Origin of the sequence: Streptomyces xiaopingdaonensis (assembly GCF_000262345.1) — a bacterium.
In the GTDB taxonomy this organism is placed as follows: domain Bacteria; phylum Actinomycetota; class Actinomycetes; order Streptomycetales; family Streptomycetaceae; genus Streptomyces; species Streptomyces xiaopingdaonensis.
Window position 1 is genome coordinate 23,910 of sequence record NZ_AJTQ01000117.1, and the last position, 13,712, is coordinate 37,621.

The following is a 13,712-nucleotide window of genomic DNA, read 5'->3' on the forward strand; positions in this document are numbered from 1 at the left end:
CCCGACCGCGGGAGGGAGTCGACCTGTCGACTCCCCTGACGGGTGCGCTGTTCTGCCGCCCGAGGCGTCCGGCCGCGTGCCTCGCCGTGCTCGGCGCGGCCGGACGCCGTCGGGACAGTCGCGACGCTCCGACACCCGCGTCCGCCGCGCCCACGGACGAGTCCCTCGGCTCGGTGGGCCGACTCCGCGCGGGTGCACGGCAGTCGGCGCCGTCGGAGCAGCGCGGCTCCGCGCGTCCCGCACGCCGTCCCTTCGCCCGGCCTACGCCACCGCGTGCAGCGCCCCGTCCGCCGCAGGCTCGGGGACGCCGAAGTCCCGCAGGATCTCCCGGCCGGCCCGCTCCGCCGAGGCGAGCGCGCCCGCCGCGGAGCCCGTGTCCCTGTGGTCGCCGCAGACGTAGAGGCCGGAGAGGACGCGGACCGGGCGGTGCGGGTCGTGCGGTGCCGGCATCGCGGGGACCGCCTGCGGGTCGTGGTGGGCCGCGAGCAGCTCCCAGCGCTCGGCGTCCAGGCCGTGGAGCGCGGCGAGTTGGGGACGCGCCGCCTTGTCGAGCACGCCGGTCGGTTCCGTCGCCGCGCCGCCCAGCACCACCGAGCTGACGAGGTGGCGGCCGGGCAGCGCCCGCGACGGGTCGACCGCCGTGGCCGACCAGGTGTGGCTCACCGGTCCGCGCGGGGCGCGGGAGCGCGTCGGCCCCTCGGCGTCGACGAGGAGCGCCGAGCCGTGCGCCGGCGGCTCGGGCGCCGCGTGGTGCAGCACTGTAAGGGGGTGGAAGTGCGGGGTGCGCAGCCCCGGCAGGAGAGCGGCGGCCGAGCGCGCCTCGGTGGCGACGAGCACCGCGCGGCACGCGAGGGTGCCGTGCTCCTCGGTGACGACGGCGTTGGTGGTGACGGAGCGGACGCGCACCCCGGTGTGCACCGTCCCCGCCGGCAGTGCGGCGGCGAGGAGTTCGGGGACGGCCGCGAGCCCGCCGGCCGGCATCCAGAGGCCCTCCCTGGCGAAGGAGCGCAGCGCGGCGTCGGCGACCCGGGTCGACGTGGTGAGGCCCGGGTCGCTGAGGAGCGAGGTGAGGAAGGCGCGCAGCAGGGTGTCGGCGGTGCGCGTGGGGCCGTAGGCGCCCTGCGGGCGGGGGCCGTCGGGGGTGCGGGCTTCGGCGGTCGGGAAGCGCGCGGTGTGCGGCAGCGCCAGGACGCGGGCCGCGCCCACGGGCCGCCGCCTGCGCTCGGCGCTCGACAGCGCCTCGGCGAGCGGGAGTTCGGGGCGCGCGCCGAGCTCCCGCGCGGGGAGCGACGCGAGTCGTGCGAGCGTCGCGTGGAGGCGGGCGACCTCCAACGCGTCGGAGACGGCGGCCTTGGAGCGCGCCGTGGTGAAGGCCCGTGCCGTCCAGAGTGCGCCCCTTGTGCGCCCCTGGTACGCGCGCTCTCCTTCGTCCCGCGCCGTCCCGACCTGCCGCGGCAGCCGCGTCCCCGAGCGGCCTCCGCCGAGGCGGTGCGCCGCGCCCTCGGCGCAGAGCACGGCGCCCGACGAGAACGGGCGCAGCACCAGCGCGTCGAGCGCGGAGAGTTGGGCGAAGGCGGCGCCCGCGCCGGGGTCGAGAATGCCGGTGCCGCGGTCGAGGCGGTACCCGTCGAGGTGGTCCGTGCTCATCCGCCCGCCGACGGCCCCGCCGGCTTCGACCACCGTGACGCGGAGCCCCGCGCGGGTGAGGCGGTCGGCCGCGGCGAGTCCCGACAACCCGGCTCCGACGACCACCACGTCGGCCTCCGGTGCCACTCCTGTGCCTGCGCCTGCGCTGCTGCTGAGCACGGTCCCTCCCGTGGGTGATCCGCGGCTGATGTGTCCCGGGCCTCTTCGAAACTGCGTGCTGCTGACGTCCTGATGCCCCGACTGATGCGGCTGACACCGGAGTTCACGCCGTACACGACCACCCTAGGCAACTGAGCGGTCGCGGATAGTCGCGCAGGCAAGGGCACGGTCGCACGACGGTCGCACACAATGCCACGCCCGGCGCGCGCGGGAGCGAACGGCGCCGCGCGTGGCGGTCAGGCGAGCGCCGCGCGGACGGAGTCCTCCACTTCGGGGAAGGCGAACCGGAACCCCGACTCCAACAACCGGCTGGGCAGCACCCGTTGGCTCCCGAGCACGTCCTCGGCGAACTCGCCGAGCGCCGCGCGCAGCACGGGCGCCGGTACGGCGAACGGCGTGGGCCGGTGCAGCACGCGGCCCATCGCCGCCGTCGCCTCGCGGTTGGTGGCGGGCACGGGCGCCGTGAGGTTGAACGGTCCGGAGAGCTCGTCGTCGTCGAGGAGGCGACGCAGCGCGGCGAGGTGGTCGTGGAGGGCGATGTGGGACCAGTACTGCCTCCCGTCGCCGAGGCGCCCGCCGAGCCCCGCCCTGAAGAGCGGGAAGAGCCGCCCCCACGCGCCTCCGCTCCGCGAGACGACGAGCCCGGTGCGTGCGTACACGGTGCGGATGCCGGCGTCGCGCGCGGCACCGGCCGCCGCCTCCCAGTCCTGGCACATGTCGGCGAGGAACCCGTGCCCCGCGGGCGACTCCTCGTCGACGGACCGGTCGCCCGTGTCCCCGTAGAAGCCGACGGCGCTCCCGCAGACGAGGACCCGCGGCGGGGTGTGCAGCTCCGCGACCGCCTCGGCGATCGCGGCCGTGCCGAGCACCCGGCTGTCCCACAGCTCCTTCTTGTACGCGGCCGTCCATCTGCGGTCCCCGACCCCCGCCCCCGCCAGGTGCACCACGGCGTCGCACCCCGCGAGCCCCTGCACGTCGACGTACTGCCGCTTCGGGTCCCACAGGACGGATTCGCCTCCGGCCCGCTTCGTCCCCTCCCGTACGAGCCGCACCACGGTGTGCCCGTCCGCGGAGAGGGAGTCGGTGAGCGCGGAACCGATGAGCCCCGTGGACCCGGTGATCGCGATACGCATGCGCCCCATCCTGCCTTCCCGCGCCCGGCACCGCACCGCCCGGCGAGCCGCCCTCCCGCGGGCCAACGTCCCTCCGCAGCGGCCCTGTTGGCCCGGAACGGGGTGGACGGGGCGGTGATCGGGACGGCACAGTACGGCCCATGGCGTCCGCAGTATTCCCGTCGTCCCCGTCGTCCCCGTCGTCCCCGCCGCCCCCGCCGACGATCCGCCCCGCAGGCCCAGGCGACGAACAGCTGCTGGGAGCGCTCGACCGCCGAGCCTGGTCCACGCGCTACTCGGTCCAGCCCCGCCCCCAGCCCCCCTACGAGCCGTTCTTCGGCCCGGAACGCCCCCCGGCCCACCATCTCGTGGCCGAGCTGGAGGGCGAGGGCCTCGTCGGCTACGTGCGCTGCGAGCCGCCGAGCGGGCTCGCCGCGCACGCGCACGTACGGCAGATCAACGGCCTCGTCGTCGACGAGCGCGCGCGGGGCCGCGGCGTCGGCCGGGCGCTGCTGGAGGGCGCGTGTGCACTCGCGCGCCGGCAGGGAGCGGTCCGCATGACACTGCGGGTGCTCGGACACAACGTCCCCGCGCGAGCGCTCTACAAGGCGGCCGGATTCCGCGAAGAGGGGCTGCTGCCGGGGGAGTTCCTCCTCGAGGGCGAGTACGTCGACGACGTCGTCATGGGCCGCACGCTCCGCTGACGCTCACCCGCGGACGCGGTCCCACAGCCGGGGGAGGCGGTCGGCGAGCGCCTCGTCGTCGTCGAGGTCGAGCGGGGTGCCCGTCGGCTCCTCGGGCGGCTCAGGCAGGCCGAGGTCGGGCAGGGCGGTCGCGGTGAGCTGCTCGTACGCCTCGTCCGCGGCGTAGCCGAGGTCCTCGCCCTCGCCGTCGAACTGCGGGTCGAAGCCGGTGAGGAGGTCGGCGAGGCTGTCGGCGTCGTGGGCCGCGGCTTCGAAGACCTCCCTGCCCTGGCCGATGAGCCAGCAGCGGAAGGAGTCGAACGTCTCGTCGTCGACCGGCTCCCCGGCGCTCCCCAGCAGAACGGTCGCCGCGGCCCACACGTCCCACTGATGGGCGCGGTGGAAGCGGGAGTCGAAATGGCGCGCGAAGTCGGCGACGCCTTCCGGGTCCCGTCTGGTGAGCTGCTCGATCAGCACGTCCGCCTGTTCCTCCGGATCCCCCTCGGAGGCTTCGCGCGCGGCGTCGACCAGCTCCCAGAAATCCGTCTCGTCCATCACGCCCCTCAGCATCCAAGCTGCCGCGCCCCCGTGCACGCGGAGCGCGCCAGATGCGGCTGTCTCGTTATCCGCCGGAAGCGGTCTCCGCCATACCCGACGGGAGGTGTCCGGTATCCCCGGCAGGGTGTCGGCGTACGGCGCCGCTTCCGCGGTGCCGGCACGAGGAGAGGAAGCGCAGATGGCGGAGGAACACCGGCCGCTCGCCGGCCGCACCGCACTCGTCGCGGGAGCGACGCGCGGCGCGGGGCGTGCGATCGCCGTCGAGCTGGGGAGGGCGGGCGCCGCGGTCTACGCCGTGGGGCGCACCACCCGCTCCCGGACGAGCGAGGTGCGGCGTCCGACGGAGACGATCGAGGAGACGGCCGCACTCGTCACCGCGGCGGGCGGCGAAGGCGTCGCCTGCGAGGCCGACCTCCTCGACGCAGCGCAGGTCGCCGCGGTCGTCGAGCGGGTCGACGCCGAGCGGGGCCGGCTCGATGTGCTCGTCTCCAACGCGTGGGGAGGCGATCACCTCGTCGAGTGGGAGAAACGCATGTGGGAGCACGACCTGGAGGCGGGGCTGCGGGTGCTCAGGCTCGGCGTCGAGACGCACCTCGTCGCCGCGGCCTGCGCGCTCCCGCTCCTCGTCCGCCGTCCCGGGGGCCTCCTGGTCGAAATCACCGACGGCACAGCCGAGTCCAACCGTCCCTACCGCAAGCCGTTCTACTACGACCTCGCCAAGACGGCACCGCTGCGGATCGCGCACGACCTCGCCGAGGAGCTCCCCGAGTACGGCGGCACGGCGGTCTGCCTCACGCCCGGCTGGCTGCGCTCCGAGGCGATGCTCGACACCGCCTTCCGCGTCACCGAGGAGAACTGGCGCGAAGGGTGCGCGCAGGACCCGCACTTCGCGATGTCCGAGTCGCCCGCCCTCGTCGGCCGCGCCGTCGCCGCCCTCGCCGCCGACCCGCAGGTGGCGCGGTGGAACGGGGTCTCCCTCTCCAGCGGCGGACTTGCCCGTGAGTACGGCTTCACCGACGCGGACGGCTCGGCACCGGACTTCTGGCGCTACTACGCCGAAGTCCAGCAGGCGGGCAAACCGGCCGACCCCACCGGCTACCGCTGAGCCCGCCCGACCGCTCGCGTACGGCAGGGGGTTGACCTTCGGGACCCCCGGCCGCGCGAACGGCTCGACGACCGGCGGCGCCTCCTTCGCCCCTGCGGTGCACGACGGGTCGTGCAGGCTGTTCGTCACCGGTGCCGCACGCTCCGGCGTCGCGCCCCGTGAGCTCTCCCCGCGCGCCGCGGCGCGTGCGACTGCGCCACCCGCCTCGGGGCGTTCCCACCAGCGGGGACCGGGACGCGGTGGAGGTGGCTCCCTGCCGTGGACCGGCAGCGGAAGGCGGCGCGTCCACAGGGCGGGCTGCCTCGGCGTCTCCGCGTATGCGGGCTCGATGACGATCGGCTGGGGGCCGAGCGGAGGCGCGTCGGCCCGGCCTGCTCGACGTCGAGTGCCGTCGCGCCCCCTTCGCGAGCGGGAGTCGGGCGGTGCGCTCGCGGCCTGCTCCGTGAACTGCCCACCGACCGCCGGGAGTTGGCGCGCACACGACCGAGCTGCGCGACGCGGGAGCCGCCCCGTCGGCTCCCGCGGAGCCGATCACCACGACGGTCCATCGGACCGATGCGGACTACCGCCCCTCCCCGTAGAGGCGGACGCTTGCCCGCGCCGCCGCCGCGAACCGTCCGCGCAACCGCTCGGGCGCCAGCACCTCGCACTCCGCACCGAGCCCGAGGAGCTGCGCGAACGCGACGTCCTCGCCCTCGACGGCGAGCACGGTCCGCGTCCACCCGTGCGCGTCGAGGTGCCCGTCGGCGAGTGCCTCCGCCGCGGCCGAGCGGTCCGTGACGGCGGGAAGCTGCCGGACTCCGGACGGGGAGAGGCGCACCTCCACCTCGGTCCGCAGCAGCGACCGCGCGAAGGCCGCCGCGCGCTCCCGCCAGAACTCGGGAAGGTCGAACTCCCGGTCGCGCGCGAAGCGTTCGCCGAGCTCCTCGACGGAGACGAACCGGTCGACCCGGTAGACCCGCCACCCCTCCCGACCGTCCCGCGCCTCCCCGCCCTCGGCGGCCACCCGCGCCGCGGCGTACCAGACACCCGCCTTGAGCACGAGCCCGTACGGCTCCAGCGTCCGCTCGACCTCGCCCGACTTGCCGCGGTACCGGACGCGCACCGTGCGGTCGTCCCACACCGCCCCCGCGAGCTCGGGCAGCAGCGGAGGCGCCTCGGGCTCGTGCCACCAGGCCGGTGCGTCGAGGTGGAAGCGCTGCGCCGTCGTGCCGGGGACGTCGCCGAAACGCGGATCGAGGGCGGCCGCGACCTTCAGCCGGGCACTGGACGCCGTGTCCGCGAGGCCCATCTCCCGCAGCGCGCCCGGGACTCCGGAGAGGAAGAGCGCCTCGGCCTCGTTGCGATGGATGCCGGTGAGGCGCGTACGGTACCCGCCGAGCAGCCGGTAGCCGCCCGCGCGCCCGCGGTCGGCGTAGACGGGGACGCCTGCCTCGTTGAGCGCCAGGACGTCCCTGGCGACCGTGCGCTCCGACACCTCCAGCCCGTCCGCGAGTTCGGCGGCGGTCAGCTCGCGGTGCGCCTGGAGCAGCAGCACCATCTTGATGAGTCGGGATGCTCGCATGGTGGCATTCTGCCGATCGGGGACGCTGCTACCGTTCGTTGATCGAACAGAGTGTGAACAAAGGTTATTCGACTATGTCCAACCAACCGCGCGAGCAGTGGGGGTCCCGTGTGGGCTTCCTGTTCGCCGCGATCGGGTCCGCCGTCGGGCTCGGGAACATCTGGAGGTTCCCGGGGGAGGCGTACAACAACGGTGGCGGCGCCTTCCTGCTGCCGTACCTGATCGCGCTGCTGACAGCGGGCCTCCCGCTGCTGATTCTTGAGTACACCGTCGGGCGCAGGTACCGGAAGTCGCCTCCCGCCGCCTTCCGGCAGCTCGCCAAACCGGCCCAGGCGATCGGCTGGTGGCAGGTCTTCATCTGCTTCGTCATCGCCAGCTACTACGCGGTGATCGTCGCGTGGGCGGTCCGGTACACCTTCTTCTCGGTCGACCGGGCCTGGGGTGAGAACCCCGCCGAGTTCTTCGCGGGTGACTTCCTCCAGTCCTCGGACCCGGGCGCGGGCATCAGCTCCTACGTGGGCGGGGTCTTCTGGCCGCTGCTCTTCGTGTGGGCGATCGTCCTCGTCATCCTCGGGCTGGGGGTGCGCAAGGGCATCGAGAAGGCGAACATCTTCTTCATTCCGCTCCTCGTGCTCTTCTTCGTCGTGCTGGTGGTGCGTGCCGTCACGCTCGACGGAGCGGCGAAGGGCCTCGACGCCCTCTTCACCCCCGACTGGGGCGCGCTCACCGACGGAAGCGTCTGGGTCGCCGCCTACGGCCAGATCTTCTTCTCGCTCTCCATCGGCTTCGGGATCATGGTGACGTACGCGTCCTACCTGAAGCGGAAGTCCGACCTGACGGGCTCCGCGCTCGTCGCCGGGTTCGCCAACAGTTCCTTCGAGATCCTCGCCGGCATCGGCGTCTTCGCGACGCTCGGCTTCATGGCGCAGTCGAGCGGCGTCGGCGTCAACGAGGTCGCCGAGTCCGGGGTCGGGCTCGCCTTCATCGCGTTCCCCACGGTGATCTCGCAGATGCCGCTCGGGGGGCTCTTCGGCGTCCTGTTCTTCCTCTCGCTCGCCATCGCGGGGCTCACCTCGCTGGTGAGCATCGTCGAGGTGGTCATCTCCTCGGTGCGGGACCGCACCGGCATGCGCCGCGGCCCCGCCGTGGCGATCGTCGGCGGACTCGTCGCCGTCGTCTCGCTCGCCGTCTTCCCGACCAACGCGGGGCTCAACATCCTCGACGCGTGCGACCACTTCATCAACCAGTACGGCATCGCCCTGGCGGCGCTCGTGTTCCTCGTCGTCGTCGGCTGGCTGCTGCGGAAGCTCAAGCCGCTCCAGGCCAACGCCGACGCGACCTCCGCGGTGCGGCTCGGCCTGTGGTGGCGGATCTGCCTCGGCGTGGTCACGCCGGTCGTCCTCGCCTGGATGATGGTGGACAGCCTGCGGCAGGAGTTCTCCGAGAACTACGGCGGAATGCCGACGTCGTTCCTCGTCTGGTCGGGCTGGGGCATCGCGGTCGGCGCGCTGGTCCTCGGCGTCCTCGTGGCGCTGATCCCGTGGCGCAACGGGCCCAAGCCCGAGGACCCCGTCGATGAGGAAGTCGCCGAGCCCGCGGTCGAGTCGGGGAAGGAGGAGCGCTGATGTCGACGAGCGCGATCGTCATGATGGTCGTGGCCATCGCCGTGGTCTGGGGCGGAATGATCGCGGCCATCCTCAAGCTGCGCGGCCACCCGGACCCGCCGGAGGACTGAGCCGCAGGCGTACGCCGGCGGCGGACACGAAGAAGGGGCGGGCCCGCGGGCCCGCCCCTTCGCTTGCCGTGCCCGGACTCAGGCGAGGCCGTACTTCTCCGCGGCCCGGCGGACCGTCTCGTGCTTCACCTCGCCGCGCAGGGCGAGCCGCGAGAGCGCCGCGACGACCACCGAGTGCGCGTCGACGCCGAAGTGGCGCCGCGCGGCCTCGCGGGTGTCGGAGAGCCCGAAGCCGTCCGTGCCCAGCGACGACCAGTCCTGCTCGACCCACTGGCTGATCTGGTCGGGAACGGCACGCATCCAGTCGCTGACGGCGAGGACGGGGCCGGGGGCGCCGGCGAGCGTCCTGGTGACGTACGGCGTCCGCTCCTCTCCGCGGAGGGCTGCCGCGTCGCACTCCATCGCCTCGCGGCGCAGCTCGCTCCAGGACGGCGCCGACCACACGTCGGCGGCCACGCCCCACTCCTCCGCGAGGACGCGCTGCGCGTCGAGAATCCAGTGGATCGCGGTGCCCGACGCGAGGAGCTGGATGCGCGGCGACCCGGCGGCCGGCGCGGTCTCCAGCTCGGCGGCGTCCCGGAACCGGTAGAGGCCCTTGACGATGCCCTCCTCGACACCGGGCCGCTCCGGCATCGCGGGCTGCACCTTGGTCTCGTTGTAGACCGTGAGGTAGTAGAAGACGTCCTCCTGCGCCGCCGCGTCCGGGCCGTACATCCGGCGGATGCCGTCCTTGACGATGGCGCCCACCTCGTAGGCGAAGGCCGGGTCGTACGAGACCGCCGCGGGGTTGGTCGAGGCGAGCAGGTGCGAGTGCCCGTCGGCGTGCTGGAGGCCCTCGCCGGTCATCGTGGTGCGCCCGGCGGTCGCACCGACGACGAAGCCGCGGCCCAACTGGTCGGCGAGCGCCCAGAACTGGTCGCCGGTCCGCTGGAACCCGAACATCGAGTAGAAGATGTAGAACGGGATCATCGGCTCGCCGTGCGTCGCGTACGAAGTGGCGGCGGCGGTGAAGTCGGCGAGCGAACCGGCCTCCGTGATCCCCTCGTTGAGGACCTGACCGTTCGCGGACTCCTTGTAGTACATCAGCTGATCGCGGTCGACCGGGTCGTAGGTCTGCCCGAGCGGCGAGTAGATGCCCGCGGAGGGGAAGAGCGACTCCATGCCGAAGGTGCGGGCCTCGTCGGGGACGATCGGCACCCAGCGGGCGCCGGTCTCCTTGTCCTTCATCAGGTCCTTGACGAGGCGGACGAACGCCATCGTGGTGGCGATCTCCTGCGACCCCGAGCCCTTCTTCAGCGCCTCGAACGGCTTCTCGGCCGGCGTGGGGAGACCCACCTGGTGCACCTTGCGCGCCGGCGCCGGACCGCCGAGCGCGGCACGGCGCTCCTGGAGGTAGCGCACCTCGGGGGAGTCGGCGCCCGGGTGGACGTACGGCGGGAGGTCGCCCTGCAAGTCGCTGTCGGGGATGGGAAGTTGGAGCAGGTCCCGCATGGTGCGGAACTCGTCGCCCGTGAGCTTCTTCATCTGGTGGTTGGCGTTCCGGGACTCGAAGCCCGCGCCGAGCGTGTGACCCTTGATCGTCTGCGCCAGGATCACCGTCGGAGCCCCCTTGTGCTCGACGGCGGCACGGTAGGCGGCGTAGACCTTCCGCGGCTCGTGTCCGGCCCGTGAGGCGTGGAAGAGCTCGATGAGCTTGTCGTCGCTGAGCAGCTTGCCGAGCTCGGCGAGTGCCGGGTCGCCGCCGAAGAAGTGCTCGCGGATGTACGCGGCATCGCGAGTCGCGTACGTCTGGAACTGCGCGTCCGGCACCTCGCCGAGGCGGCGTACGAGGGCGCCCGTGGTGTCGAGCTGGAGCACCTCGTCCCAGGCGGTGCCCCACAGAGCCTTGACGACGTTCCAGCCGGCGGCCCGGAACTGCGCCTCCATCTCCTGCACGATCTTGAAGTTCGCGCGCACGGGGCCGTCGAGCCGCTGGAGGTTGCAGTTGATCACGAAGGTGAGGTTGTCGAGCTGCTCCCGACCGGCGAGCGCGAGTGCGGCCGTCGACTCGGGCTCGTCCATCTCGCCGTCGCCGAGGAACGCCCATACGCGGGAGGCGGAGGTGTCCTTGATGCCGCGGCCCGTGAGGTAGCGGTTGAACCGCGCCTGGTAGACGGCCGAGATCGGCCCGATGCCCATGGAGACGGTGGGGAACTCCCACAGCCAGGGCAGCCGCCGCGGGTGCGGGTAGGAGGGGAGTCCTCCGCCGCCGGCCTCGCGGCGGAAGTGGTCGAGGTGCTCCTCGGTGAGGCGGCCGTCGAGGAAGGCGCGGGCGTAGATGCCCGGGGAGGCGTGGCCCTGGATGAAGAGCTGGTCGCCCGAGCCGTCGGCCTCCTTGCCGCGGAAGAAGTGCTGGAAGCCGGTCTCGTAGAGCCAGGCGGCCGAGGCGAAGGTCGCGATGTGGCCTCCGAGGCCGAGCTTGCTCCCGCGGGTCACCATCGCGGCGGCGTTCCACCGGTTCCAGGCGGTGATCCGCGCCTCCATCGCCTCGTCACCGGGGAACTCCGGCTCGGCGGCGGTGGGGATGGTGTTGACGTACTCGCTCTCCAGCGGCTGCGGGACGCGCAGGCCGCTGGCGGCGGCGTGCTCGACCGTGCGGCGGACTATGTACGAGGCTCGCTCGTCGCCCGCGTGCGTGGCCACCGCGTCGAGCGAGGCGCGCCACTCGGCGGTCTCCTGCGGGTCCCGGTCGGCGAGCTGATCGAGCTCGCTCTGCCGGGAGAGGGCGGCTGCCGCCACTTCTTTGTTGACGGACTCTGGCATGGGTGGCCACCTCCGGACGGCGGGTTCTGTGCGGGATATCCCTGAAGGGGCAGGACAGGGGGAACCCGACCTGCGACTCTACGCCCGCGATCGATGATCGATCAAAGCTTGGGAAGGAAAAATCGACCCGTACTGCGAAATCGGCATTCCGTGCCTCGAAAGCGGACACCGAGTGCCGAGAGGAGGTGAGGGGTTCGTACGGTGATTTCCCTTTCGCTCCTTGACGGTTCAGTCCTCCGGCCGGGGAGCCGGCGCACAGCCGAGGACGTGGAGCTTCAACTGCTCCGCCAGGTCCGCGTCCCCGCGCTCGACGGCGTCGAGCACCGCCTGGTGCTCCTCCGCGTACGACTTCTGCACGGTGCCGAGCCACCGGATCGACAGCGCCGTCCAGACCTCTATGCCCAGCGACTCCCAGGTGTGCAGCAGGACGCTGTTCCCCGAGGCCCGCACGAGCTCCCGGTGGAAGGCCACGGTGTGCCGCACCTGCGCCTCGCCGTCCATGAGCCGGTCCGCCTCGTAGAGCGCCTCCACGTGCGGGCGGAGCGCGGAGACGTCGCCGCCCATCCGCGGGGCCGCCAGCTCCGCAGCGATCCGCTCCAGGCCGGCCCGTACCGGGTAGATCTCCTCCAGGTCGGCCGCCGACAACTCCCTTACGCGCACCCCCTTGTTGGGCGCCGACTCGATCAGGCGCAGCGCCTCCAGCTCCCGCAGCGCCTCGCGCACCGGGGTCTGGCTCACCTCGAGCTCCACCGCGATCCGTCGCTCCACGATCCGTTCGCCCGGCTTCCAGCGGCCGCTGACGATCCCCTCCACGAGGTGCTCGCGGATCTGTTCGCGCAGCGAGTGGACGACGGGCAGGGTCATCGGCGTGCTCCTTGGAGGCGGGTGTTCCGAACGATACGGCGCGGCGAAACGGCAGCGCCCCCGCCCGGTGAACCGAGCGAGGGCGCGGGGTCCGTGCGCGCGGCCGTCGGACGGACGCGGCGCGGGGTGCCTGCCGGCGCCCGCCGCGGCACGCGGCCGGGTGCGGGCGCCGGACGTTCACGCAGGTCGGAGCCTGCGCGAGGGGGTGTCAGAGACCGAGCTCGGTCTCGAACTCGCCGGCCTCCAGGATCTCCTTGACCGTCGTGAGGTAGCGCGCCGCGTCGGCGCCGTCCACGAGGCGGTGGTCGTAGGAGAGCGTGACGTAGGTCATGTGCCGGATGGCGATCGTCTCCCCGAGGTCCGGGTGGTCGACGACGACCGGGCGCTTGACCGTCGCGCCGATGCCCAGGATGCCGACCTGGTTCGGCGGGACGATGACCGTGTCGAAGAGAGCGCCGCGCGAACCGGTGTTGCTCACCGTGAAGGTCGCGCCCGACATGTCGTCGGGGGAGATCTGGTTCGAGCGGACCTTGCCCGCCAGCTCCGCCGTCTTCTTGGCGATGCCGGCGAGGTTGAGGTTGCCCGCCTCCTTGACGACCGGAGTCATCAGGCCCTTCTCCGCGTCGACGGCGATGCCGACGTTCTCGACGTCGAAGTAGGTGATCGTGCCCTCGTCCTCGTTGATCCGGGCGTTCACGGCCGGGTGGGCCTTGAGCGCCTGGGCCGCGGCCTTGACGAAGAACGGCATCGGGGAGAGCTTCACGCCCTCGCGCGACTGGAAGGACGCCTTCGCCTGCTCCCGCAGCTTCATGATCTTGGTGACGTCCACCTCGATCGCCGTGGTGAGCTGGGCCTGGCCGTGGAGCGCCTTCATCATGTTGTCGCCGATGACCTTGCGCATCCGCGGCATCTTCACCGTCTGCCCGCGCAGCGGGGACGCCTCGATCACGGGGGCCTTCTTGCCGCCGGCCGGGGCCGCCGCCGGCGCCTCGGCCGCCGGGGCCTGCTTCGCCTCGGCCGCCGCGACGACGTCCTGCTTGCGGATACGGCCGCCGACGCCCGTGCCCTTGACCTGCGTCAGGTCGACACCGTGCTCCGCGGCGAGCTTGCGCACGAGCGGGGTGACGTACGCGCCCTCGGCCTCGGGAGCCGGGGCGGCCGGGGCCGCCTGCGGCGCAGGGGCCTGCGCCTGCGCGGGCGCAGCCGGTGCCGGTGCCGGGGCGGGCTCCGGCTGGGGCGCCGGTGCCGGCTCGGGCGCCGGGGCCGCAGGGGCGGGTGCGGGCTCGGGGGCCGGCGTGGTCGGTGCGGGAGCCTCGGGTGCCGAAGCGGGGCCCGGGGCCGCGCCGGGGGCGCCGATCACCGCGAGCTTCGCGCCGACCTCGGCGGTCTCGTCCTCGTTGACCGTGATCTCCAGCAGGGTGCCGGAGGAGGGAGCGGGGATCTCGGTGTCGACCTTGTCGGTGGAGACCTCGAGCAACGGCTC

The 13,712-nt window shown here is 73.2% G+C and carries 11 protein-coding genes; 4 read left to right on the forward strand and 7 right to left on the reverse strand.

The window, feature by feature from the left end; all coding sequences use genetic code 11:
* Nucleotides 1-261: 261 nt before the first annotated feature.
* Nucleotides 262-1,806, reverse strand: a complete 1,545-nt coding sequence (locus UWG_RS0109070) for an FAD-dependent oxidoreductase (RefSeq protein ID WP_237720035.1) — start codon at nt 1,804-1,806, stop codon at nt 262-264.
* A 236-nt stretch (nt 1,807-2,042) separates the two neighbouring features.
* Nucleotides 2,043-2,948 carry a TIGR01777 family oxidoreductase gene (locus UWG_RS0109075; RefSeq protein ID WP_016906889.1) on the reverse strand — a complete coding sequence of 302 codons (906 nt, stop codon included), beginning with the start codon at nt 2,946-2,948 and terminating at the stop codon, nt 2,043-2,045.
* A gap of 131 nt (nt 2,949-3,079) precedes the next feature.
* On the opposite strand from UWG_RS0109075, the gene UWG_RS0109080 reads away from it, so the two are divergent.
* The gene (locus UWG_RS0109080; protein WP_078495621.1) at nt 3,080-3,622 is read left to right on the forward strand and encodes a GNAT family N-acetyltransferase; all 543 of its coding nucleotides are present in this window, start codon (nt 3,080-3,082) and stop codon (nt 3,620-3,622) included.
* A gap of 3 nt (nt 3,623-3,625) precedes the next feature.
* On the opposite strand, the gene UWG_RS0109085 is transcribed toward UWG_RS0109080, so the two are convergent.
* Complete coding sequence (locus UWG_RS0109085) at nt 3,626-4,156, reverse strand: DUF4240 domain-containing protein (RefSeq protein ID WP_016906891.1); 531 nt, start codon at nt 4,154-4,156, stop codon at nt 3,626-3,628.
* 181 nt (nt 4,157-4,337) lie between these two features.
* Here UWG_RS0109085 and UWG_RS0109090 point away from each other — a divergent pair, with 181 nt between their 5' ends.
* Complete coding sequence (locus UWG_RS0109090; protein WP_016906892.1) at nt 4,338-5,264, forward strand: SDR family oxidoreductase; 927 nt, start codon at nt 4,338-4,340, stop codon at nt 5,262-5,264.
* Nucleotides 5,265-5,826: 562 nt separating this feature from the next.
* Here the strand turns inward: UWG_RS0109090 and UWG_RS0109095 are convergent.
* Complete coding sequence (locus tag UWG_RS0109095) at nt 5,827-6,828, reverse strand: helix-turn-helix transcriptional regulator (protein ID WP_016906893.1); 1,002 nt, start codon at nt 6,826-6,828, stop codon at nt 5,827-5,829.
* A gap of 74 nt (nt 6,829-6,902) precedes the next feature.
* Here UWG_RS0109095 and UWG_RS0109100 point away from each other — a divergent pair, with 74 nt between their 5' ends.
* Together UWG_RS0109100 and UWG_RS32075 are read left to right on the forward strand one after the other, a co-directional pair.
* Nucleotides 6,903-8,453, forward strand: coding sequence for a sodium-dependent transporter (locus UWG_RS0109100; RefSeq protein WP_016906894.1), 1,551 nt, complete (start codon nt 6,903-6,905; stop codon nt 8,451-8,453).
* Nucleotides 8,453-8,563 carry a methionine/alanine import family NSS transporter small subunit gene (locus tag UWG_RS32075; RefSeq protein ID WP_016906895.1) on the forward strand — a complete coding sequence of 37 codons (111 nt, stop codon included), beginning with the start codon at nt 8,453-8,455 and terminating at the stop codon, nt 8,561-8,563. Before UWG_RS0109100 ends, UWG_RS32075 begins: the two co-directional genes overlap by 1 nt.
* 78 nt (nt 8,564-8,641) lie before the next feature.
* Here UWG_RS32075 and aceE read toward each other — a convergent pair whose 3' ends face one another.
* The 3 genes from aceE to sucB all read right to left on the reverse strand — a co-directional run.
* Nucleotides 8,642-11,365: a pyruvate dehydrogenase (acetyl-transferring), homodimeric type gene (gene aceE, locus UWG_RS0109110; protein WP_050988537.1), complete on the reverse strand. Its 2,724-nt coding sequence runs from the start codon at nt 11,363-11,365 to the stop codon at nt 8,642-8,644.
* Between the two features lie 228 nt (nt 11,366-11,593).
* Entirely contained in the window at nt 11,594-12,229 is a 636-nt protein-coding gene (locus UWG_RS0109115; RefSeq protein WP_016906897.1) for a GntR family transcriptional regulator, read from the reverse strand.
* A 208-nt stretch (nt 12,230-12,437) separates the two neighbouring features.
* Nucleotides 12,438-13,712: 2-oxoglutarate dehydrogenase, E2 component, dihydrolipoamide succinyltransferase (gene sucB / locus UWG_RS0109120; protein ID WP_016906898.1), on the reverse strand; the 1,275-nt coding region annotated here is incomplete at its 5' end.